The following is a 20,684-nucleotide window of genomic DNA, read 5'->3' as shown; positions in this document are numbered from 1 at the left end:
CGAATGCGCGACTAACTGACCACCCGGTAGCAGGGCACATAGGCGCTGCCGCCCGGCAGCTTCATGCGGTGCTGTTCGACGAAGGCCTGCAGCAGGCGGTCGAGCGGACGCATGATGGTCGGGTCGCCCTTGATCTCGTACGGGCCGTGCGCCTCGATCATGCGGATGCCGTGGGCCTTGACGTTGCCGGCGACGATGCCGGAGAAGGCGCGGCGCAGGTTGGCGGCCAGCTCATGCAGCGGCTGCTCGCGGGTCAGGTTGAGCGCGGCCATGCTGGCGTGGGTCGGCTCGAACGGGCGCTGGAAGCCCTCGTCGATCTTCAGCAGCCAGTTGAAGTGGAAGGCATCGTTGCGCTCGCGGCGGAACTGCTCCACGGCGTGGATGCCGGCGGCCATCTGCCGGGCCACTTCGGCCGGGTCGTTGATGATCATCTGGTAGCGCTGCTGGGCCACTTCGCCGAGGGTCTCCCCGATGAACTCGTGCAGCTGCTTGAGGTAGGTCGAGGCGCTCTTCGGCCCGGTGAGGATCACCGGGAAGGGCAGCTCGGCGTTGTCCGGGTGGGTGAGGATGCCCAGCAGGTAGAGGAATTCCTCGGCCGTGCCGACCCCGCCGGGGAAGATGATGATGCCGTGGCCGACGCGGACGAAGGCCTCCAGGCGCTTCTCGATGTCCGGCAGGATCACCAGCTCGTTGACGATCGGGTTGGGCGCCTCGGCGGCGATGATGCCCGGCTCGGTCAGGCCCAGGTAGCGGGCGCCGACGATGCGCTGCTTGGCGTGGGCGATGGTGGCGCCCTTCATCGGCCCCTTCATCACGCCCGGGCCGCAGCCGGTACAGACGTCCAGGCGGCGCAGGCCGAGCTCGTGGCCGACCTTCTTGGTGTACTTGTATTCCTCGGTGCTGATCGAGTGGCCGCCCCAGCACACCGCCATCCGCGGCTCGACACCGGCGCGCAGGGTGCGGGCGTTGCGCAGCAGGTGGAAGACGTAGTCGGTGATGCCCTGGGAGCTCTCGAAGTCGATGCGCTGGTTTTCCAGCTCGCTCTGGGTGTAGACGATGTCGCGCAGGGCGCTGAACAGCATCTCGCGGGTGCTGGCGATCATCTCGCCATCGACGAAGGCGTCGGCCGGGGCGTTGCGCAGCTCCAGACGGATGCCGCGATCCTGCTGGTGGATGATCACCTCGAAGTCCGGGTAGGCCTCGAGGATGGTCTTGGCGTTGTCGCTGTGCGAGCCGGTGTTGAGGATCGCCAGGGCGCATTGGCGGAACAGGGCATAGATGGTGCCGGAGCCGGTTTCGCGCAGTTGCTGCACTTCGCGCTGGGAAAGGGTTTCGAGGCTGCCCTTGGGGCTAACCGAGGCGTTGATCTTGTTGCGTACCAGAGTCATCTAGGCTTCCGTGTCGAGCGCGCGATCGCGTCGGGGGGCGGCGCGCAGGGGGTGTCTGGTATGAGATCGCGCCGCCGTCGCGAAGTTGCTCCGGCGGCGCGCTCGCCTCAGCGTGGCAGCTTGAGGTTGTTCCAGATGGCCAGACTGGCGTCGGCCTGGTTCAGGGTATAGAAGTGCAGGCCCGGCGCGCCACCTTGCAGCAGGCGCTCGCACATCTCGCTGACCACCTGCTCGCCGAAGGCCTGGATGCTCTCCAGATCGTCGCCGTAGGCTTCCAGCTGCTTGCGGATCCAGCGTGGGATCTCGGCGCCGCAGGCGTCGGAGAAACGCGCCAGCTTGCTGTAGTTGGTGATCGGCATGATGCCCGGCACGATTGGCAGCTCCACGCCCAGCTTGCGCACGCGCTCGACGAAGTAGAAGTAGCAGTCGGCGCTGAAGAAGTACTGGGTGATGGCGCTGTTGGCACCGGCCTGGCACTTGCGCACGAAGTTCTGCAGATCGTCCTCGTAGCTGCGCGCCTGCGGGTGCACTTCCGGGTAGGCGGCCACTTCGATATGGAAGTGGTCGCCGGTTTCGCTGCGAATGAACTCCACCAGCTCGTTGGCGTAGCGCAGCTCGCCGCTGGCCATGCCCATACCGGACGGCAGGTCGCCGCGCAGGGCGACGATGCGCTTGATCCCGGAGTTCTTGTACTGGCTGAGCAGGCTACGCAGCTCGTCCTTGCTGTCACCGACGCAGGACAGGTGCGGCGCGGTCGGCACGCCGACATCGCCATCCAGCTGCAGCACGGTGTTCAGGGTGCGATCGCGGGTGGAACCACCGGCACCGTAGGTGCAGGAGAAGAAGTCCGGGTTGTAGCCGGCCAGCTGGCGGGCCACGCCCATCAGCTTCTCGTGGCCGGCGTCGGTCTTGGTGGGGAAGAACTCGAAACTGTAGCGACGTTCTTGCGACATATATCTGGTCCTTGCAGACACGAAGAAGGCGGGGCGTTGCCGCCCCGCCTTCCCGGTGCATCAGTAACGGTAGGCGTCCGGCTTGAACGGGCCTTCGACGGTCACGCCGATGTACTCGGCCTGTTTCGGGGTCAGCTGGGTGACCACGCCGCCGAAGCCGCGCACCATCTCCAGGGCCACTTCCTCGTCGAGCTTCTTCGGCAGCACTTCCACGGTCAGGCGCGCGCCCTTGTCGGCGGCCGGCAGGTCGGCGAACTTGGCGCCGTACAGGTGGATCTGCGCCAGCACCTGGTTGGCGAAGGAGCCGTCCATAATTCGGCTCGGGTGGCCGGTGGCGTTGCCCAGGTTCACCAGGCGGCCTTCGGCCAGCAGGATCAGGTAGTCCTCGTTGCGCGGGTCGAACTGGCCTGCGCCGGTGCGGTGGATCTTGTGCACCTGCGGCTTGACCTCTTCCCACGCCCAGTTCTTGCGCATGAAGGCCGTATCAATTTCATTATCGAAGTGGCCGATGTTGCACACCACGGCGCGCTTCTTCAGGGCCTTGAGCATGTTGGCGTCGCAGACGTTGACGTTACCGGTGGTGGTGACGATCAGGTCGATCTTGCCCAGCAGGGCCTTGTCGATGCTGGCCTCGGTGCCGTCGTTCAGACCGTTGAGGTAAGGCGAGGCGACTTCGAAGCCGTCCATGCAGGCCTGCATGGCGCAGATCGGGTCGATCTCGGAAACCTTGACGATCATGCCCTCCTGGCGCAGGGACTGGGCGGAGCCCTTGCCCACGTCGCCGTAGCCGATCACCAGGGCCTGCTTGCCGGACAGCAGGTGGTCGACGCCGCGCTTGATGGCGTCGTTCAGGCTATGACGGCAGCCGTACTTGTTGTCGTTCTTGCTCTTGGTCACCGAGTCGTTGACGTTGATCGCCGGGACTTTCAGGGTGCCGGCCTTGAGCATGTCGAGCAGGCGGTGCACGCCGGTAGTGGTCTCTTCGGTGATGCCGTGGATCTTCTCCAGCATCGCCGGGTAGCGCTCGTGGATGATCTGGGTCAGGTCGCCGCCGTCGTCCAGGATCATGTTGGCGTCCCACGGCTGGCCATCCTTGAGGATGGTCTGCTCGATGCACCACTCGTACTCTTCCTCGGTCTCGCCCTTCCAGGCGAACACCGGGATACCGGCGGCGGCGATGGCGGCAGCGGCCTGGTCCTGGGTCGAGAAGATGTTGCAGGACGACCAGCGCACCTCTGCACCGAGCGCGATCAGGGTCTCGATCAGCACGCCGGTCTGGATGGTCATGTGGATGCAGCCGATGATCTTGGCGCCCTTGAGCGGCTGCTCACCGGCGTACTTGCGGCGCAGGCCCATCAGAGCCGGCATTTCCGACTCGGCGATGATCAGCTCTTTGCGGCCCCAATCGGCCAGGGAAATATCGGCGACTTTGAAATCGTTGAAAGCCATGCAATAGCACTCCATTCGTTGTCTGCGAATGGGCGCCGTTGATGCGTATGGTTAACGCCCCATCCGAGCCTGACAGGTGAAAGCCACATGGGGCTTTCGTCTGCTGCAGCGCCCCTCGGACAGGTGGCGGGCACGACCGGGCTGAGCCGATCGCGTGAAGCCCGGCGATTATAGCCAGCCTGACGGCGTTGCCCAAGGTCTTCCGTCGCGCGCTTCTATCGGGACGATTGAAAACCTTGCCGGGAAATCGGCGCCGTTACGGTTCATCCTGTCGCTCGAAACTGACCGACCAGACAGGAGAAGTGGCGATGAAATTCCACACACGCAAATGGGTGAAACCCGAAGATCTCAACCCCAACGGCACCTTGTTCGGCGGCAGCCTGCTGAAGTGGATCGACGAGGAGGCGGCGATCTACGCCATCATCCAGCTCGACAGCCAGAAGGTGGTGACCAAGCTGATCTCCGAGATCAACTTCGTCAGCTCGGCGCGCCAGGGCGACATCATCGAGCTGGGCATCACCGCCACCGAGTTCGGTCGCACCTCGCTGACCCTGCGTTGCGAGGTGCGCAACAAGATCACCCGCAAGAGCATCCTGACCATCGACAAGCTGGTGTTCGTCAACGTGGATGCGGAAGGCCTGGCGACGCCCCATGGCAAGACCCAGATCAGCTACATCCGCGACCGCTTCCCGGAGCAGGCTGCGGCATCCTAACCCTTGGCCGCGGGGCGGAGAGTGGCAATACTGTCGCCCTCCGTTCCCAGCCAGTCGTAACGATGAAGTCGAAAATCCTCATGGCCCTGCTGGCCTGTACCCTGCTCGCCGCCTGCGATCGGGTCGATCCCGATTCGCCACTGGGCAAGCGCCAGGCGCTGTTCAAGGACATGCTGCGCACCAGCGAAGACCTGGGCGGCATGCTGCGCGGGCGTCTGAGCTTCAATGAAAAGAGCTTCGCAGAAGGCGCGATCCGCCTCGACGAGCTGTCGCGCCAGCCCTGGCAGCATTTCCCCCAGGTGCAGGAAGCCGGCGACGACAGCCATGCGCGTGACGACGTCTGGCAACGCCAGGAGCGTTTCCAGCAACTGGCGCGCGAGCTGGAAGTGGCCACCGCCGAGTTGCGTAGCCGGGTTCAGGTCAAGCCGTTGCGCGCCGAGGCACTGGGCGCGCCAGTGGCCAAGGTCGAGGCCGCCTGCAAGGCCTGCCACGAAGAGTTCCGCATCTACTAGAAACCCGCCACTCCCGCGCGCTGTAGCTGCTCGCGCAAATGCAGCACTTCCGGGTGACGGAAGAAGGCCGCCAGCTGTGCGGCACGGGTCGGGCCGATGCCGCCGTAGGCGTCCCAATCCGCGGCATCGCGGGCGGCCAGGGTTTCCCAGTCGCCTTGCAGCGGCGCCGAGCCGCTGGGCGGCAGACCCAGGGCGCGCAGCCACTGCTGGAACGAGCGTTGCCGGGCGCTGGCGAAGCTGCCATGCAGATTGGCCGCGCTGCGCTGGCCGAAGCCGGGGCGCTTGGCCAGTTCGCTCTCCTGCAATTCCAGCCAGTCCAGCAGTCCCTGCAGACGCAGTTTTTCCCAGGTGCCGGCGCCGACGCCGGGCAGCGCCAGCCCCTGCTTGCCGCTCAGCCATTGCTGGCGCGCGGCGAACTGACTCTCGCAACCGGGCGTGGGGCGCCAGCAGCTGAGCGGGTGGTGGGCGGCCGGATCGGGAATGGCCAGCGTGCCGCGCTGCTGGCTGCGCCAGACCACGCCATCCAGCCGTGGAATGGTCAGGCCGGCCAGGGCGACCGCCACCTGGTCGCCGGGGCGGATATCCAGCGCCTGCCAGCGTTGCAGCGAGCCGAGGCCGACGCGGCTCACCCGGCGGCCATCCAGCTCGACCGGTTGCAGCTGCAGCAGCGGGGTGATTCGTCCGGTGCGGCCGATCTGAAATTGCACGGCGCGCACTTGTGCCAGCGCCTGGCGCGGCGGGTATTTCCAGGCGGCGGCCCAGCTCGGTGGCTCGGCGATCCAGCGTTCGCCGTTCGGGCGTTGCCCTTGGCGCAGCACGACGCCGTCGCTGGCGAAGGGCAGTTCGGCGCGGTACCAGCGCTCGCGCCACTGGCGAGCCTCTGCCTCGGAGCGCAGGGGCTGGGTCAGCTCGACGCTGTCGGCGAAGCCCAGCTCGCGCAGCCCCTGCAGGCGCTCCTCCATGCCGGCGGGACCGTTGGGTCAGTCCCACACGAACAGGCCGATAGTGGCGGCCCGTTCGGCGTCCAGCGTGCCGCGCGCCATGGCGCCGGCGGCCTTGCCCCGCAGGCCGTTGCCGCCGTCGCGGGCCTGCACATGGCCGGGCGTACGCCAGTACAGTTCGCCCTGCAGGATCAGTTCGCCTTGTCGTGGCAACTGCCGGGGAATGGCCTCGATCAGGCGGGCGCGGGCGGTCCAGTCCTGGCCGCTGCGACCGTCGCCACGGCTGATCGCCTGCTGCAGCTGGCCATTGCGATAGAGCAGGGTGACGGCCACGCCGTCGACCTTGGGCTGAATCCACAGATCGTCGCGTCCGGCCATCCAGCTACGCACGGCCGCCTCGTCGCGCAGCTTGGCCAGCCCGGTCTGGGCGACCGGATGCGCAACCGGGCCGCCGGCGCCTTGCAGCGCTGTGGCAGGCGCAGCGGCATGTTGTTGGGCAAAGCAGGCCTGCCACTGCTCGAGGCGAGCGCGGCTCTGGTCATAGAGCTCATCGCCGATCTGCGCCTGGCCATCGACGTGATAGGCCCGATCCCATTCGGCGATGCGCCGCTCGAGGGCGGCGATTTCCTCGGCGGCCTGGGTGGCGGGCCAGTCGGGGCAGGGCGCGGCCTGCGCGGTGCAGGCGAGAAACAGCAGCGGTGGAGCAATCCAGTGGCGCATGGCGAGCATCCTTGCTCTCGAGGACTCGAACAGAGACTAGCCTCTGTCCGCAGCTAGCGCCCTGCGCTTTGCCGGCACCGGCTTCGGTTTCTCCTTCCATTTCTGAGCCCCAACAAAAAGCCCCGCACTAGGCGGGGCTTTTTGCATTGCGGGATAACCTTACAGGCCGGCAGCGGCGCGCAGGTCGGCGACCTTGTCGGTCTTCTCCCAGGTGAAGGTGCTGAAGCTGTCGTCGCCGACGGTCTTCTGCTGCGGGGTGCGGCCGAAGTGGCCGTAGGCCGCGGTCTCCTGGTACATCGGGTGCAGCAGGTTGAGCATCTTGGTGATGGCGTACGGACGCAGGTCGAACACCTCACGCACCAGCTTGATGATCTTGTCTTCGGCGATCTTGTGGGTGCCGAAGGTGTTGATCGAGATGGAGGTCGGCTGGGCCACGCCGATGGCGTAGGACACCTGAATCTCGCAGCGGTCGGCCAGGCCGGCGGCGACGATGTTCTTGGCCACGTAACGGCCGGCGTAGGCAGCCGAACGGTCGACCTTGGATGGATCCTTGCCGGAGAAGGCGCCGCCGCCGTGACGGGCCATGCCGCCATAGGAGTCGACGATGATCTTGCGGCCGGTCAGACCGCAGTCGCCCACCGGGCCGCCGATCACGAAGTTGCCGGTCGGGTTGATGTGGAACTGGGTGTCCTTGTGCAGCAGCTCGGCTGGCAGGGCGTGCTTGATGATCAACTCCATCACGCCTTCACGCAGGTCAGCCAGGGACACTTCCGGGTTGTGCTGGGTGGACAGCACCACGGCGTCGATGCCGACCACCTTGCCGTTTTCGTACTGGCAGGTGACCTGGGACTTGGCGTCCGGGCGCAGCCAGGTCAGCAGACCGGACTTGCGCGCTTCGGCCTGGCGCTCGACCAGGGCGTGGGAGAAGCGGATCGGTGCCGGCATCAGCACGTCGGTTTCGTTGCTGGCGTAGCCGAACATCAGGCCCTGGTCGCCGGCACCCTGGTCTTCCGGCTTGGCGCGGTCGACACCCTGGTTGATGTCCGGGGACTGCTTGCCAATGATGTTCATCACGCCGCAGGTGGCGCCGTCGAAACCGACGTCGGAGCTGGTGTAGCCGATGTCGCAGATCACGTCGCGGACGATCTGCTCGAGGTCGACCCAGGCGCTGGTGGTGACTTCACCGGCGACGATGGCGACGCCGGTCTTGACCAGGGTTTCCACGGCCACGCGGGCGTGCTTGTCCTGGGCGATGATGGCGTCGAGGACGGCATCGGAAATCTGGTCGGCGATCTTGTCCGGATGGCCTTCGGACACGGACTCGGAGGTAAACAGGGAGTATTCGCTCATTTCAAAATCCTATTCATTCCTGGTTTTGCTTCGCATCCGGCTTGGCGAAGTGCCGTACCTGAATCTGAAAGCCGTTCTTGAGGCCCACATAGAGGCTCTCGCCGGGCGTGAGCCCCGCGGCATCGGCCCAGCGGGCCAGATCTTCCTGTTCGAAGCCGAGCCAGAGATCGCCGCAGGCCGTCCTGGCCCAACTCTGGTCATGGCTGCACAACTCGGTCACCAGCAGGCTGCCGCCGTTCTTCACCAAGCGGGCCAGCTGCTTCAGCGCCTCGGCCGGGGCGGCGAAATGGTGCAGGACCATGTTCACCACCACGCAGTCGGCGGCGCCGATCTCGTCGTTCAGGGCATCGGCGAGCTGCAGCTCGACATTGCCCAGTTGTTCTTGTTCGCAGCGCTGGCGGGCCAGCTCCAGCATCGCCGCGCTGTTGTCCAGCGCCACCACGTTGCCGAAGCGGCGCGCCAGCTCGGGGAGGAAACCGCCGTCGCCGGGGCCAACTTCCAGCGCCGTGCTGCCCGGCGCGAAATTCAGTGCATCGAGCAGGGCCAGCACGCTGTCGCGGTACTGCGGCAGGCCGGCGATCAGGTCCTGCTGGGCCTGGAACTTGTCCGCCGTCTTGGCGAAGAAGTCGCGGCTGGCCGCAGCGCGCTGGGCGTGCACGGCGGCGATGCGCTGTTGCACGTCGCCCGGCAGCTGCAGCTCTTCGACTTCCTGCAGCAGCGCGGCATGCAAGGCACCGCCGAGCAGCTCGCCCTGGGGCAGGGCGCGGCGGTAGAACACCGCATTGCCTTCGCGCCGTGTGGCCACCAGACCGGCCTGGGCCAGCACCTTGAGGTGGTGGCTCATGCCCGACTGGCCGATGGCGAAGATCTGCGCCAGTTCCAGTACGCCGAACGAGTCGTTGGCCAGCGCACGCAGCACGTTCAGGCGCAGCGGGTCGCCGCCGGCCTTGCACAGGGCGGCGAGCTCATCGGCTGGCTCGAAACGGAGCTGGGGCACGCGCATATTCATAGAGGCGGCAGTCTAGTCGCTCACTTTTCATCCAGCAACAGCAATATCAAAAAGTTTTGATATTGCCTGTCAGGAGCTCCAGGAAGGCGGCAGGTGCCGGGCTCAGCTGGGCGTCGCGGCGCCAGAGCATATGCAGGTCGCGCTCGATCTGCAGGTCACGCACGTCCAGGCGCACCAGGCGGCCATCGGCCAGTTCGTCCTCGACCACCAGTTGCGACAGCCAGGCGATGCCATGGCCGCCGGCGATCAGGCGCTTGAGCGCTTCGGTGCCGCCGATGGCCATGCGCGCCTCGGCCCGCAGGCCGTGCTCGCGGTACGCCTGCTCGATGCTGGCGCGGGCGCCGGAGCCGGGCTCGCGCAGGTACAGGTCGTGCTCCTGCAGGTCGCGGCCATGCAGGCCGCGGCGCCCGGCCAGCGGGTGGGCGGGGCCGACCACCGGCAGCAGCCGGTCGCGGGCCAGGCGGTGGCAGGCGTAGTCGTCCTGGGCGAAGGGGCCTTCGACGAAGCCCAGGGCGATGCTGCCGTCGTCCAGTTGCTGGGTGACTTCATGGGTGTTGCTCACCCGCAGGTCGACGAACACCTGCGGATGCAGGCGGCGGAAGCGGTTCAGCAGCGGTGGCAACAGGTAGGCGCCGAGAGTGGCGCTGGCGCCCAGGTACAGCTCGCCGTGGCTGAGGTTGGCGTAGTCGCGCAGGTCGCGCTCGGCCGCCTGCTCCAGGGCGAAGATGCGCTCGGCGAACTGCAGCAGGCGCTGGCCGCCCTCGGTCGGCCTCACGCCGCGGGGGTGGCGATCGAACAGGGCCAGGCCGAGGCTGGCCTCCAGGTCGCGAATCTCGCGGGTCACCGCCGGCTGGCTGATATGCAGGCGCTGGGCGCCGGCGCTGATGCTGCCGGCCTCGGCGACGGCGAGGAAGACCTTGAGGTGATGCAGGTTCATCGTACATACACATAAAGAGAAGGCATGCAGATCATGCTGAATATGTATTTTTCATATGGCAAGCGCTTCCCTAGCCTTGGCGCCTCGCTTGTCTGTCTTTCGGAAATCCCCATGCCGCGCCCCTTTACCCGTCTGCCCGAGCCCTGGGCCTTCGTTCGCCACTTCACGCCCAACTGGTTCGCCATGACCATGGGTACCGGTGTGCTGGCCCTGGTGGTCGCTCACCTGCCGTGGACCCTGCCGGGGCAGATGGCCCTGGCCGAGGCGCTGTGGCTGTTCGGTGTGGTGCTGTTCGCCCTGTTCAGCCTGCTGTTCCTCAGCCGCGTGCTGCTGCACCGCGATACGGTCTGGCCGATGCTGCTGCACCCGGTGCAGTCGATGTTCCTCGGCGCCATTCCCATGGGCCTGGCCATGCTGATCGGTGGGCTGGTGCAGTTCGGTCCCGCGCGCTGGGGCGAGGGCGTGTACGCGCTGGCGCATGTGCTGTGGTGGCTGGATGCGGCCATGGCGCTGGGTAGCGCGTTGCTGGTGCCCTACCTGATGTTCACCCGGCAGAGTCATGCGCTGGAGAAGATGACTGCCGTTTGGCTGCTGCCCATCGTCGCGCCCGAGGTGGCGGCCGGTGCGGCCGGTGGCCTGGCACCTTACCTCGATCCGGCTTCGGCGCGGCTGATGCTGGCGGTCGGTTTCGTGCTGTGGGGCATGTCGCTGTCCCTGGCCTTCTCGCTGATCACCCTGGTGCTGCTGCGCCTGGCCCTGCACAAGCTGCCCGATACCGATTTCGCCGCCACCAGTTGGCTGCCGCTCGGCCCGCTGGCCACCGGCTGCCTGGGCCTGCTGACCATGGGCCAGGATGCCCCGGCCGCCTTCGCCGGCACGGCCATGGCCGGAGCCGCCGAGGTGGCCAGCGGCCTGAGCCTGGTCGGCGGCCTGGCGCTGTGGGGTGCCGGCTTGTGGTGGCTGGTCACGGCGATCTTCTTCACCCGCCACTACATCCGCGACAACATGCCGTTCAACCTGGGCTGGTGGGGCTTCACTTTCCCGCTGGGGGTATTCACCCTGGCCACCTTCGAGCTGGAGCGCCTGACCGAGCTGCGCTTCTTCGCCCTGGTCGGCCTGATGCTGGCGGTGCAGCTGGCGGCGGTCTGGCTGCTGGTGCTGCAGCGCACCCTGCGTGGTGTCTGGCATGGCGAGCTGTTCGAGGCGCCCTGCCTGAGCGGGCCGAACGCGCCGGCCCATGGGGTGTTCACGGCGGACTGAGGGGGCGTTTCGGCACGCTTTTCGCCGATCTGCGCGGGCGTTCGACCATCTGTCATTGCCCCTGAGCACCCGGCTGGGCGAAAATACGCGCCTTTTTACCGCCCCCTTCTTCTAGAAGTAGCCCCCGCAGGAGATTCAGCGATGCCCAGCCGTCGTGAGCGTGCCAATGCCATTCGTGCCCTCAGCATGGATGCTGTGCAGAAAGCCAACAGCGGCCACCCCGGTGCCCCGATGGGCATGGCGGACATCGCCGAAGTGCTGTGGCGCGACTTCCTGCAGCACAACCCGAGCAACCCGAACTGGGCCGACCGCGACCGCTTCGTGCTGTCCAACGGCCACGGCTCGATGCTGATCTACTCGCTGCTGCACCTGACCGGCTACGACCTGGGCATCGACGACCTCAAGCAGTTCCGCCAGCTGCACAGCCGCACCCCGGGCCATCCGGAGTACGGCTATACCCCGGGCGTCGAGACCACCACCGGCCCGCTGGGCCAGGGCATCGCCAACGCCGTCGGCTTCGCCATCGCCGAGAAGGTGCTGGCCGCCCAGTTCAACCGTCCGGGTCATGAAGTGGTCGACCACTTCACCTACGCCTTCCTCGGCGATGGCTGCATGATGGAAGGCATCAGCCATGAAGTCTGCTCGCTGGCCGGTACCCTGGGCCTGGGCAAGCTGGTCGCCTTCTACGACGACAACGGCATCTCCATCGATGGCGAAGTCCATGGCTGGTTCACCGACGACACCCCTGCGCGCTTCGAGGCCTACGGCTGGCAGGTGATCCGCAATGTCGACGGCCATGACGCCGACGAGATCAAGATTGCCATCGAGACCGCGCGCAAGACCAGCGACCGCCCGACCCTGATCTGCTGCAAGACCGTGATCGGCTTCGGTTCGCCGAACAAGGGCGGCAAGGAAGAGTGCCACGGCGCCCCGCTGGGTAACGACGAGATCGCCGCCACCCGCGCCGCGCTGAACTGGAACCACGGCCCGTTCGAGATCCCCTCGGAAATCTACGCCGAGTGGGACGCCAAGGAAGCCGGCGCCGCCCGCGAGGCTGCGTGGAACGACAAATTCGCTGCCTACGCCGCCGCCCACCCGGAACTGGCTGCCGAGCTCAAGCGCCGCCTGGCTGGCGAGCTGCCGGCCGATTTCGCCGAGAAGTCCGCCGCCTACGTGCAGGAAGTCGCCGCCAAGGGCGAGACCATTGCCAGCCGCAAGGCCAGCCAGAACGCGTTGAACGCCTTCGGCCCGCTGCTGCCGGAGTTCCTCGGCGGCTCCGCCGACCTGGCCGGCTCCAACCTGACCCTGTGGAAGGGCTGCAAGGGCGTGGAATCCACCGATGCCGCCGGCAACTACCTGTTCTACGGCGTGCGCGAGTTCGGCATGAGCGCCATCATGAACGGCATCGCCCTGCACGGCGGTTTCATCCCGTACGGCGCGACCTTCCTGATCTTCATGGAATACGCGCGCAACGCCGTGCGCATGTCCGCGCTGATGAAACAGCGCGTGCTCTATGTGTTCACCCACGACTCCATCGGTCTGGGCGAAGACGGCCCGACCCACCAGCCGATCGAGCAGTTGGCCAGCCTGCGTGGCACGCCGAACCTGGACACCTGGCGCCCGGCCGACGCCGTGGAGTCCGCGGTGGCCTGGAAGTACGCCATCGAGCGCGCCGACGGCCCGAGCGCGCTGATCTTCAGCCGCCAGAACCTGCCGCACCAGGCGCGCGAAGCCCAGCAGGTCGCCGACATCGCCCGTGGCGCCTATGTGCTGAAAGACTGTGCCGGCGAGCCGGAACTGATCCTGATCGCCACCGGGTCGGAAGTCGGCCTGGCCGTACAGGCGTTCGACAAGCTGACCGAGCAGGGCAAGAAGGTCCGCGTGGTGTCCATGCCGTCGACCTCCGTGTTCGACCAGCAGGATGCCGGCTACAAGCAGGCCGTGCTGCCGCTGCAGGTCGGCGCGCGCATTGCCATCGAGGCCTCCCACGCGGACTACTGGTACAAGTACGTCGGCCTGGAAGGCCGCATCATCGGCATGACCACCTTCGGCGAGTCCGCCCCGGCGCCGGCGCTGTTCGAGGAGTTCGGCTTCACCGTCGCCAACATCCTGGAAACCGCCGAAGAGCTGCTCGACGCCTGATGCGCCTGGCCCCCTCGCCTGAGGGGGCCGCGCCGAGAACCGCCATGGCCAGACGCCCCTATAAAGTCGCCCTCAACGGATACGGCCGCATCGGTCGTTGCGTGCTGCGCGCCTTGCATGAGCGCGGCGCCGCGGCCGGTTTCGAGATAGTCGCGCTGAACGACCTGGCCGACCAGGCCAGCATCGAATACCTGACCCGCTTCGACTCCACCCACGGCCGCTTCCCGGGCGAGGTGCGGGTCGATGGCGACTGCCTGCATATCAATGGCGACTGCGTGAAGGTGCTGCGCCAGGCCACGCCGGAGGCCATCGACTGGGCGGCCCTGGATATCGACCTGGTGCTGGAGTGCTCCGGCGTCTACCACAGCCGCGCCGATGCCGAGCGCTTCCTGGCGGCCGGCGCGCCACGCGTGCTGTTCTCCCAGCCGATGGCCAGCGAGGCGGACATCGACGCCACCATCGTCTACGGGGTCAACCAGCAGCAGCTGAGCGGCCGCGAGACCTTGGTCTCAAACGCCTCCTGCACCACCAACTGCGGCGTGCCGCTGCTGAAACTTCTCAACGAGGCGGTGGGTCTGGAGTACGTCTCCATCACCACCATTCACTCCGCGATGAACGACCAGCCGGTAATCGACGCCTATCACCACGAAGACCTGCGCCGCACGCGTTCGGCCTTCCAGTCGGTGATCCCGGTATCCACCGGCCTGGCCCGCGGTATCGAGCGCCTGCTGCCGGAGCTGGCCGGGCGCATCCAGGCCAAGGCCATCCGCGTGCCGACGGTCAACGTCTCGTGCCTGGACATCACCCTGCAGACCGCCCGCGACACCTCCGCCGAGGAGATCAATCGCGTGCTGCGCCAGGCCGCCGAGGCCGGCCCGCTCAAGGGCCTGCTGGCCTACACCGAGCTGCCCCACGCCAGCTGCGATTTCAACCACGACGCCCATTCGGCCATCGTCGACGGCAGCCAGACCCGTGTGTCCGGCCCGCGCCTGGTCAACCTGCTGGCCTGGTTCGACAACGAATGGGGCTTCGCCAACCGCATGCTCGACGTCGCGGAACACTTCCTCGCCGTCTCCACGACTTCCAACTAACCAGCCCCTTGTGAAGGACTGACCATGACCGTTCTGAAGATGACCGACCTCGACCTCGCCGGTAAGCGCGTGCTGATCCGCGAAGACCTCAACGTGCCGGTGAAGGACGGCGTGGTGAAGAGCGACGCGCGCATCCTCGCCTCCCTGCCGACCATCAAGCTGGCCCTGGAGAAGGGCGCGGCGGTGATGGTCTGCTCGCACCTGGGGCGTCCGACCGAGGGTGAGTTCTCTGAGGAGAACAGCCTGGCACCGGTGGCCGCGTACCTGAGCAAGGCCCTGGGCCGCGAAGTGCCGCTGGTCAAGGACTACCTGGGCGGCGTCGAGGTCAAGGCCGGTGAAGTGGTGCTGTTCGAGAACGTGCGCTTCAACAAGGGCGAGAAGAAGAACGCCGACGAGCTGGCCCAGCAATACGCCGCCCTGTGCGACGTGTTCGTGATGGACGCCTTCGGCACCGCCCACCGCGCCGAGGGCTCGACCCACGGCGTGGCCAAGTTCGCCAAGGTCGCCGCCGCCGGCCCGCTGCTGGCCGCCGAGCTGGATGCCCTGGGCAAGGCCCTGGGCAACCCGGCCCGCCCGATGGCCGCCATCGTCGCCGGTTCCAAGGTCTCCACCAAGCTCGACGTGCTGAACAGCCTGAGCCAGATCTGCGACCAGCTGATCGTCGGCGGCGGCATCGCCAACACCTTCCTCGCCGCGGCGGGCTACAAGGTCGGCAAGTCGCTGTACGAGGCCGATCTGGTCGACACCGCCAAAGCCATCGCGGCCAAGGTCAGCGTGCCGCTGCCGGTCGACGTGGTGGTGGCCAAGGCCTTCGCCGAAGACGCCGAAGCGATCGTGAAAGCCATCGCCGACGTGGCCGACGACGACATGATCCTCGACATTGGCCCGCAGACTGCCGCGCAGTTCGCCGAGCTGCTGAAGTCGTCGAAGACCATCCTGTGGAACGGCCCGGTCGGCGTGTTCGAGTTCGACCAGTTCGGCAACGGCACCAAGGTGCTGGCCCAGGCCATCGCCGAGAGCCCGGCGTTCTCCATCGCCGGCGGCGGCGACACCCTGGCGGCCATCGACAAGTACGGCGTGAACGAGCAGATCAGCTATATCTCCACCGGTGGTGGCGCCTTCCTCGAGTTCGTCGAGGGCAAGGTCCTGCCGGCCGTGGAAGTGCTGGAGCAGCGCGCCAAGTAAGCGCGGGCGCCTAAACCAAACGCCTTGCTCCGCGGTCCCTTGCACAGGAACCCCGGAGAAAGGAACACGGTCATGCGCAGCTTCAGCATCCTGTTACTCTGTGTGGCCGGCCTCGCCGGCTGCAGCGGCAAGGCCCCGAGCACCTGTGAGGTGCTCAGCCCGCCGGAAATCATTCTGCCGTCCACCCAGGACGATCAGCGGGTCGAGGTGCAGAGCAGCGGTGACCCCACCGTGGACGGCAGCGCCCAGCAGGACTGCCCCTGACATGGAGTGAGCGATGAAGGCGGTGATCATGGCGCTGTCCGTCGTGTGGCTGGCCGGCTGTGCCGGCCAGCCGACGCCCGGTGATAGCTGGACCCGCTGGGTCTGCGACAGCCAGGCCGAAGTGCTGTGGCGGCCGGTCGGAGAAGAGGCGGTCGACCTGCGTCTGGGTGGCGGTGACATCGTTCATCGCCTGCAGCGCGAACCCTCGGGTTCCGGCGCGCTCTATAGCGACGGCGTTCTGGCCTTCCACAGCAAGGGTGAGGAAGGCCTGGTGTACCGGGTGGCGGACAACGACCTGATCGGTCGCGGCTGCAAGGCACAGTAATTGCGTTAGCAGTGGCTCGGACCTGTCCGGGCGAGCAGTGCGGCGGCGCCCGAGCGACGCCGGATTCGAATCCCGTGTGCCCCTGGCGCGTGGGGCGGAGAGGGCTGACCCCCGATCCCCTGAAACTTGAACAACGCCCGCCCCTGCGGCAGGCTTGCACACTTAACGACCCTCATTTGGGAGCTTCACAGATGGCACTTATCAGCATGCGCCAGATGCTCGACCACGCCGCCGAATTCGGCTACGGCGTGCCGGCCTTCAACGTCAACAACCTCGAGCAGATGCGCGCGATCATGGAAGCGGCCGACAAGACCGACTCCCCGGTGATCGTCCAGGCCTCCGCCGGTGCCCGCAAATACGCCGGTGCACCCTTCCTGCGCCACCTGATCCTGGCCGCCATCGAAGAATTCCCGCACATCCCGGTGTGCATGCACCAGGACCACGGCACCAGTCCGGACGTGTGCCAGCGCTCGATCCAGCTGGGCTTCAGCTCGGTAATGATGGACGGCTCGCTGAAGGAAGACGGCAAGACCCCGGCCGACTACGACTACAACGTCCGCGTCACCCAGCAGACCGTCGCCTTCGCCCACGCCTGCGGCGTGTCCGTGGAAGGCGAGCTGGGATGCCTGGGTAGCCTGGAAACCGGCATGGCCGGTGAAGAAGACGGCGTCGGCGCCGAAGGCGTGCTGGACCACAGCCAACTGCTGACCGACCCGGAAGAAGCCGCTGACTTCGTCAAGCGCACCCAGGTCGATGCCCTGGCCATCGCCATCGGCACCAGCCACGGGGCCTACAAGTTCACCAAGCCGCCAACCGGCGACGTGCTGTCCATCGAGCGCATCAAGGAAATCCACAAGCGCATCCCCAACACCCACCTGGTGATGCACGGCTCCTCCTCGGTGCCGCAAGAGTGGCTGAAGGTGATCAACGAGTTCGGCGGCGACATCAAGGAAACCTACGGTGTGCCGGTCGAAGAGATCGTCGAAGGCATCAAGCACGGCGTGCGCAAGGTCAACATCGACACCGACCTGCGCCTGGCCTCCACCGGTGCCATCCGCCGCATGATGGCCGAGCACCCGAGCGAGTTCGACCCGCGCAAGTTCTTCGCCAAGACCATCGTCGCCATGCGTGACATCTGCATCGCCCGCTACGAAGCCTTCGGCACTGCCGGCAACGCCTCCAAGATCAAACCGATCTCCCTGGAAGGCATGTTCCAGCGTTACGCCAGCGGCGAGCTGACCGCCAAGGTCAATTAAGCGACACGCTGCGCCGAAAGCCCCGCTCTGCGGGGCTTTCGTTTATCTGGGGAGGAAGAGATGCGGTCCATCGTTCGTGGCGCCTGGTATGGCGCGCTGCTGGTGCTTGCCGGCTGCGCCCAGCAGGGGCGGGTCGAAAGCCCTGTCGAGCCTGCTGCGTCGGTGTCGGTGCTGGTCGACCCGCAGCGCTGCATCGAGCGCGCCGAGTGCACTACCAAGGTGTCGCGTACCCTGCTATTCGTCTTCGACTACGCCGCCGCCGGTGGTGCCCTGGTGCAGCGCCAGGGGCGCCTGTTGTTCACCCCGGATGATGCGCCCTCCAGCGATTGGCCGGCGCTTGCCATTCGCCTGGCGGAGCCTGCCGACAGCCGCTTCGAGTTCGCCGCCGAGTGCAGGAGCTCGAGCTGCCGCTACGACGCCGAGCAGCTGTTGCGGGTGTATCGCAGCTACCTGGCCGATCGGCCCTGCTCGCTGCTGCTGGAGAGCGCCGTACGCGCCTGTGGCGAAGTGGCGAATGTGCCGTTGGCGCCCTAGTCGCTCAGGCAGTCCAGCTCGCCGGGCGCCAGCAGTTGCTCAGGGCCGGCGTCGGCGCTGAGCATCACCTGCATGCAGTAGCCGCCCTCGACGCTGAACTGACCGATCAGGTCCGGCGTGCCGTCGCGATCCAGGTCGCCAGCCCAGAGCAGCTGCCAGGATCCGTTGGCGGGGTCGTTTCCGGGCAACACCTGGCTGCGCCCGGCGCTGCTCAGCAGCAGGTTGTAGCGACCTTCCTGGTCGCCATGGCAGTCCAGGCGGTAGTCGCCCGCCTGCAGCAGGGTCTGCTGGAATACTTTGGGCTCGTACGGGTCGTTGTAGCAGGTGGTCTCTGTGCCGAGCGGCAGGACGCTGGGAATGGCACCGGCGCGCAGCCGCGTATCGGCCAGGTTGAGCTGGGCATCCGCCACCGAGCTGCGAATCTCCGCCAGCGCGCCGAGTTCATCGACGTAGGACTGCAGCTGTGTCGGTAGCAACTGCCAGGCGCCATCGCGCTGCACCAGCGCCATGGCGGGCACCGGCTCGCCGGAAGGAAGCTTCTCGGTCGCGGCGGCGTACAGCGGCAGCAGGAGCAGGGCAGGCAAGAGGCGTTTCATAGCAGTTCGGGCTCGCTGACAGTCAGGTGCAGGTGGTGGGCGTGCAGTTTTTCGTTGTCATTGGCCTGCTTGTTGGCAGTGGCGGCGACCCTGTCGCGGGTGTCGCTGTCCATGTACCAGGGGTCGAACAGCTGGGCAACCAGGCTGTTGCCTTGCAGGGCCTCGCGGAAGGAGCGCATGCCGGCCGGCTCGTTGCGGTCGCGCTCGTCGTTCCAGGCCTTCTCGGCATCGGCCCTGGCCTTGTCGGCGTCGGCCTTCTTCTTGTCTGCCGCGTCCTTGGCCTTCTGCGCGTCGACCACCTGGTCCGGCTGCTTCTGCGCCTTTTTCAGCGCCGCCGTGGCCGCCTTCTGTTCGGTGGCAGCGGTAGTGGCAGCCTTCTGCGCCTGCTCGTAGGTGGTGAACAGGGTCTTCTCCTGGGCGCTGACCCAGTCGAGATCCGGCGCACTCTTGCGCAGCTCCTCGCGGTTGACGCGAATCTTCTTGCCGCCAGCCTCCAGGTAGTTGATGTCCAGCCCCAGGCCGCTGCGGTGGGCGATGGAGCCAAGCATCGGGCGCCAGGCCGAACTCAGGGTCAGCTTGCTGACTCCCGCCTGCTGCGCCGCCTGGAACAGCGCGACCAGGCCCTTGGGATGGGTGCGCGGCAGACCGTCGCTGAGCAGCGAGAAGGTGCTGATGTTGCTGCTGGCATTGCTGGATGAGTCGAAGGTCATGGTGATCGACTGCGCCGCCTTGGTCGGCGTGGCGGCCAGATTGGCGGTGACCTGGGCGGCACTCAGGCCGCGGTAGATGTTCAGCACCGCCTCCTGGATGGCGCTGTCGGTGCCGGCGGGAATTCGCGTTCTGGCCTCGGCCTCGGTGTACTTGTGCGAGACCTTCATCCAGATGTCGCCGGTCAGGTCGGCGGTGTAGTAGTCCACCTCCTTGCCGTCGCTGCCCTTCTTGGTTTCCTTGAATACCGGGGTGGCCTGCGTGGTGTGCTTGCCGGTCTTCTCGGTGATGGTGATGTGCACGTCACGCACGGTGGGCGTGATGGCGTACACCGGCTCCTTGCGGAAGGAGGCCTGGGCGTCGCTGTTCAGGTACAGGCTGACGGCGGCATTGGCGTCGACCGTGAAGGTCTTGGCGGTGTTGTTGGTCAGGCGCTTGGGCTTGCCGCTGGCCGGATCGGTGACGGTGCCGTTCACCGCCATGGCGTAGGGCAGGGAGAGGCTCTTGCTGGAGGTGAACTTGAACAGGTAGGTCACCTTGCGCTTGGTGGTGACCGGGACCGTCTGCACGGCGGTGGCGTTCTGAGTGCTCTGGGCGGAGGCGCTGGCGGGCTGGGTCATCAGTCGCACCCGCAGACGTCGGAATGGTCGTCGCAGTCGTCGTCTTCGACGTGCGGCTCCCAGAACAGCTGCACGTTCTCGGCCTGTGCCGTGTTCACCCGCATCGTGTAGCCGTCCTCGTCGGTGCTGCCGCGCAGGGTGGTGCCGTCGGCCATCTGCAGGCGATAGGGCAGGTCGCTCACCGGCTCCCCGCTGGTCTCGTCGGTGGCGCGGAACTGCACCGAGTAGGGTTTCTGCATCGCCGCTGCCGGCGCCAGTGCTTTGGTGACGGCCTGGCCGAGGATCTGCAGCGGGCCCACCGGGCTCATCGCCGCGCCACCACCGGAGTTGCCGAGCAGCACATTGCCCGAACCGGTGATGATCACGCCGCCGTGGGCGGTGGAACTGCCGAGATGGGCGATCGGTTTGCCATTGACCAGGATGGTGGGAATGCCGACCGCGATGGCGTCGCCGCAGGCGGTCGGATCGCCGACTCGGGCGCTGGGCAGGTTATTGATCAGGACGTTGGGGGAGCCGGCGCTGACCGGGTTGGGGCCGTGGCCCGGAATCGGGCAGGCATCGGTGTCGGATACGCGGGCGGCGGGTTTGCCCATGGCCAATCTCCTTATCGGCGTGCGCGAAAAGTGCAAACAGTGCCCCAGGGCGCCGCCGGGTGCCAGCATCGGCGCCCGGTTTTATGCGCTCGCTCACTGCTTTGTTGGTGGCTGCGCAACATGTTGCGCACTGGTACG

The 20,684-nt window shown here is 66.8% G+C and carries 19 protein-coding genes, 1 pseudogene and 1 riboswitch; of the genes and pseudogenes, 10 read left to right on the top strand and 10 right to left on the bottom strand.

Translation table 11 applies throughout. From position 1 onward, the window contains the following. Nucleotides 1-11: 11 nt before the first annotated feature. The 3 genes from ppnN to ahcY form a co-directional block, all read right to left on the bottom strand. The gene (gene ppnN / locus FFS62_RS14910; protein ID WP_137973620.1) at nucleotides 12-1,388 is read right to left on the bottom strand and encodes a nucleotide 5'-monophosphate nucleosidase PpnN; all 1,377 of its coding nucleotides are present in this window, start codon (nucleotides 1,386-1,388) and stop codon (nucleotides 12-14) included. Between the two features lie 107 nt (nucleotides 1,389-1,495). After that, a complete protein-coding gene (gene metF, locus FFS62_RS14905) occupies nucleotides 1,496-2,341 on the bottom strand; it encodes a methylenetetrahydrofolate reductase [NAD(P)H] (RefSeq protein WP_137973619.1) in 846 nt (281 codons plus the stop codon). A gap of 60 nt (nucleotides 2,342-2,401) precedes the next feature. Next, nucleotides 2,402-3,790 (bottom strand): adenosylhomocysteinase, encoded by a 1,389-nt coding sequence (gene ahcY, locus FFS62_RS14900; RefSeq protein WP_256662260.1) that lies wholly within the window; start codon nucleotides 3,788-3,790, stop codon nucleotides 2,402-2,404. A 23-nt stretch (nucleotides 3,791-3,813) separates the two neighbouring features. Further along, nucleotides 3,814-3,913, bottom strand: a riboswitch (S-adenosyl-L-homocysteine riboswitch). Between the two features lie 185 nt (nucleotides 3,914-4,098). Between ahcY and FFS62_RS14895 the strand changes: the two genes are divergently transcribed. Both FFS62_RS14895 and FFS62_RS14890 read left to right on the top strand, forming a co-directional pair. Next, nucleotides 4,099-4,503: an acyl-CoA thioesterase gene (locus FFS62_RS14895; RefSeq protein WP_137973617.1), complete on the top strand. Its 405-nt coding sequence runs from the start codon at nucleotides 4,099-4,101 to the stop codon at nucleotides 4,501-4,503. A gap of 62 nt (nucleotides 4,504-4,565) precedes the next feature. Further along, nucleotides 4,566-5,015 (top strand): cytochrome c, encoded by a 450-nt coding sequence (locus tag FFS62_RS14890; protein ID WP_137973616.1) that lies wholly within the window; start codon nucleotides 4,566-4,568, stop codon nucleotides 5,013-5,015. Here the strand turns inward: FFS62_RS14890 and ligB are convergent. The 4 genes and pseudogenes from ligB to FFS62_RS14870 form a co-directional block, all read right to left on the bottom strand. Further along, nucleotides 5,012-6,676, bottom strand: a pseudogene (gene ligB, locus FFS62_RS14885) (NAD-dependent DNA ligase LigB). The gene FFS62_RS14890 and the pseudogene ligB sit on opposite strands and share 4 nt — an antisense overlap. A gap of 159 nt (nucleotides 6,677-6,835) precedes the next feature. Continuing rightward, nucleotides 6,836-8,026 carry a methionine adenosyltransferase gene (gene metK / locus FFS62_RS14880; protein WP_137973615.1) on the bottom strand — a complete coding sequence of 397 codons (1,191 nt, stop codon included), beginning with the start codon at nucleotides 8,024-8,026 and terminating at the stop codon, nucleotides 6,836-6,838. A gap of 13 nt (nucleotides 8,027-8,039) precedes the next feature. Beyond that, nucleotides 8,040-9,035, bottom strand: coding sequence for a metalloregulator ArsR/SmtB family transcription factor (locus FFS62_RS14875; protein WP_137973614.1), 996 nt, complete (start codon nucleotides 9,033-9,035; stop codon nucleotides 8,040-8,042). 46 nt (nucleotides 9,036-9,081) lie between these two features. Then, complete coding sequence (locus tag FFS62_RS14870; RefSeq protein ID WP_137973613.1) at nucleotides 9,082-9,972, bottom strand: LysR family transcriptional regulator; 891 nt, start codon at nucleotides 9,970-9,972, stop codon at nucleotides 9,082-9,084. Between the two features lie 111 nt (nucleotides 9,973-10,083). Here FFS62_RS14870 and FFS62_RS14865 point away from each other — a divergent pair, with 111 nt between their 5' ends. The 8 genes from FFS62_RS14865 (at nucleotide 10,084) to FFS62_RS14830 (ending at nucleotide 18,029) form a co-directional block, all read left to right on the top strand. Then, entirely contained in the window at nucleotides 10,084-11,232 is a 1,149-nt protein-coding gene (locus FFS62_RS14865) for a TDT family transporter (RefSeq protein ID WP_137973612.1), read from the top strand. A gap of 141 nt (nucleotides 11,233-11,373) precedes the next feature. Then, nucleotides 11,374-13,374 carry a transketolase gene (gene tkt, locus FFS62_RS14860; RefSeq protein WP_137973611.1) on the top strand — a complete coding sequence of 667 codons (2,001 nt, stop codon included), beginning with the start codon at nucleotides 11,374-11,376 and terminating at the stop codon, nucleotides 13,372-13,374. A gap of 44 nt (nucleotides 13,375-13,418) precedes the next feature. Next, a complete protein-coding gene (epd, locus tag FFS62_RS14855; protein ID WP_137973610.1) occupies nucleotides 13,419-14,465 on the top strand; it encodes an erythrose-4-phosphate dehydrogenase in 1,047 nt (348 codons plus the stop codon). A gap of 24 nt (nucleotides 14,466-14,489) precedes the next feature. Beyond that, nucleotides 14,490-15,650 (top strand): phosphoglycerate kinase, encoded by a 1,161-nt coding sequence (locus FFS62_RS14850; RefSeq protein WP_137973609.1) that lies wholly within the window; start codon nucleotides 14,490-14,492, stop codon nucleotides 15,648-15,650. Nucleotides 15,651-15,722: 72 nt separating this feature from the next. Then, nucleotides 15,723-15,914: a hypothetical protein gene (locus FFS62_RS14845; RefSeq protein ID WP_137973608.1), complete on the top strand. Its 192-nt coding sequence runs from the start codon at nucleotides 15,723-15,725 to the stop codon at nucleotides 15,912-15,914. Between the two features lie 13 nt (nucleotides 15,915-15,927). Beyond that, nucleotides 15,928-16,239 carry an MliC family protein gene (locus FFS62_RS14840; protein ID WP_137973607.1) on the top strand — a complete coding sequence of 104 codons (312 nt, stop codon included), beginning with the start codon at nucleotides 15,928-15,930 and terminating at the stop codon, nucleotides 16,237-16,239. A gap of 191 nt (nucleotides 16,240-16,430) precedes the next feature. Continuing rightward, the gene (gene fba, locus FFS62_RS14835; RefSeq protein ID WP_137973606.1) at nucleotides 16,431-17,495 is read left to right on the top strand and encodes a class II fructose-bisphosphate aldolase; all 1,065 of its coding nucleotides are present in this window, start codon (nucleotides 16,431-16,433) and stop codon (nucleotides 17,493-17,495) included. Nucleotides 17,496-17,555: 60 nt separating this feature from the next. Further along, nucleotides 17,556-18,029, top strand: coding sequence for a hypothetical protein (locus tag FFS62_RS14830; RefSeq protein WP_137973605.1), 474 nt, complete (start codon nucleotides 17,556-17,558; stop codon nucleotides 18,027-18,029). On the opposite strand, the gene FFS62_RS14825 is transcribed toward FFS62_RS14830, so the two are convergent. The 3 genes from FFS62_RS14825 to FFS62_RS14815 are packed head-to-tail and all read right to left on the bottom strand — an operon-like array spanning nucleotide 18,026 to nucleotide 20,546. Beyond that, a complete protein-coding gene (locus FFS62_RS14825; RefSeq protein WP_137973604.1) occupies nucleotides 18,026-18,625 on the bottom strand; it encodes a hypothetical protein in 600 nt (199 codons plus the stop codon). The two genes, FFS62_RS14830 and FFS62_RS14825, sit on opposite strands and share 4 nt — an antisense overlap. Beyond that, nucleotides 18,622-19,953: a hypothetical protein gene (locus FFS62_RS23275; RefSeq protein WP_218569294.1), complete on the bottom strand. Its 1,332-nt coding sequence runs from the start codon at nucleotides 19,951-19,953 to the stop codon at nucleotides 18,622-18,624. Before FFS62_RS23275 ends, FFS62_RS14825 begins: the two co-directional genes overlap by 4 nt. Further along, complete coding sequence (locus tag FFS62_RS14815; RefSeq protein ID WP_137973603.1) at nucleotides 19,953-20,546, bottom strand: PAAR domain-containing protein; 594 nt, start codon at nucleotides 20,544-20,546, stop codon at nucleotides 19,953-19,955. Before FFS62_RS14815 ends, FFS62_RS23275 begins: the two co-directional genes overlap by 1 nt. Between the last annotated feature and the right edge of the window lie 138 nt (nucleotides 20,547-20,684).

This window comes from Pseudomonas sp. F(2018), assembly GCF_005508865.1.
Lineage (GTDB): Bacteria > Pseudomonadota > Gammaproteobacteria > Pseudomonadales > Pseudomonadaceae > Aquipseudomonas.
This window is presented reverse-complemented; position numbering and strand designations above follow the sequence as displayed.

Bases quoted from the DNA above. Each gene is read 5' to 3' on its own strand.
- ppnN (WP_137973620.1), bottom strand. From the start codon at position 1,388: ATGACTCTGGTACGCAACAAGATCAACGCCTCGGTTAGCCCCAAGGGC.
- metF (WP_137973619.1), bottom strand. From the start codon at position 2,341: ATGTCGCAAGAACGTCGCTACAGTTTCGAGTTCTTCCCCACCAAGACC.
- ahcY (WP_256662260.1), bottom strand. From the start codon at position 3,790: ATGGCTTTCAACGATTTCAAAGTCGCCGATATTTCCCTGGCCGATTGG.
- FFS62_RS14895 (WP_137973617.1), top strand. From the start codon at position 4,099: ATGAAATTCCACACACGCAAATGGGTGAAACCCGAAGATCTCAACCCC.
- FFS62_RS14890 (WP_137973616.1), top strand. From the start codon at position 4,566: ATGAAGTCGAAAATCCTCATGGCCCTGCTGGCCTGTACCCTGCTCGCC.
- metK (WP_137973615.1), bottom strand. From the start codon at position 8,026: ATGAGCGAATACTCCCTGTTTACCTCCGAGTCCGTGTCCGAAGGCCAT.
- FFS62_RS14875 (WP_137973614.1), bottom strand. From the start codon at position 9,035: ATGAATATGCGCGTGCCCCAGCTCCGTTTCGAGCCAGCCGATGAGCTC.
- FFS62_RS14870 (WP_137973613.1), bottom strand. From the start codon at position 9,972: ATGAACCTGCATCACCTCAAGGTCTTCCTCGCCGTCGCCGAGGCCGGC.
- FFS62_RS14865 (WP_137973612.1), top strand. From the start codon at position 10,084: ATGCCGCGCCCCTTTACCCGTCTGCCCGAGCCCTGGGCCTTCGTTCGC.
- tkt (WP_137973611.1), top strand. From the start codon at position 11,374: ATGCCCAGCCGTCGTGAGCGTGCCAATGCCATTCGTGCCCTCAGCATG.
- epd (WP_137973610.1), top strand. From the start codon at position 13,419: ATGGCCAGACGCCCCTATAAAGTCGCCCTCAACGGATACGGCCGCATC.
- FFS62_RS14850 (WP_137973609.1), top strand. From the start codon at position 14,490: ATGACCGTTCTGAAGATGACCGACCTCGACCTCGCCGGTAAGCGCGTG.
- FFS62_RS14845 (WP_137973608.1), top strand. From the start codon at position 15,723: ATGCGCAGCTTCAGCATCCTGTTACTCTGTGTGGCCGGCCTCGCCGGC.
- FFS62_RS14840 (WP_137973607.1), top strand. From the start codon at position 15,928: ATGAAGGCGGTGATCATGGCGCTGTCCGTCGTGTGGCTGGCCGGCTGT.
- fba (WP_137973606.1), top strand. From the start codon at position 16,431: ATGGCACTTATCAGCATGCGCCAGATGCTCGACCACGCCGCCGAATTC.
- FFS62_RS14830 (WP_137973605.1), top strand. From the start codon at position 17,556: ATGCGGTCCATCGTTCGTGGCGCCTGGTATGGCGCGCTGCTGGTGCTT.
- FFS62_RS14825 (WP_137973604.1), bottom strand. From the start codon at position 18,625: ATGAAACGCCTCTTGCCTGCCCTGCTCCTGCTGCCGCTGTACGCCGCC.
- FFS62_RS23275 (WP_218569294.1), bottom strand. From the start codon at position 19,953: ATGACCCAGCCCGCCAGCGCCTCCGCCCAGAGCACTCAGAACGCCACC.
- FFS62_RS14815 (WP_137973603.1), bottom strand. From the start codon at position 20,546: ATGGGCAAACCCGCCGCCCGCGTATCCGACACCGATGCCTGCCCGATT.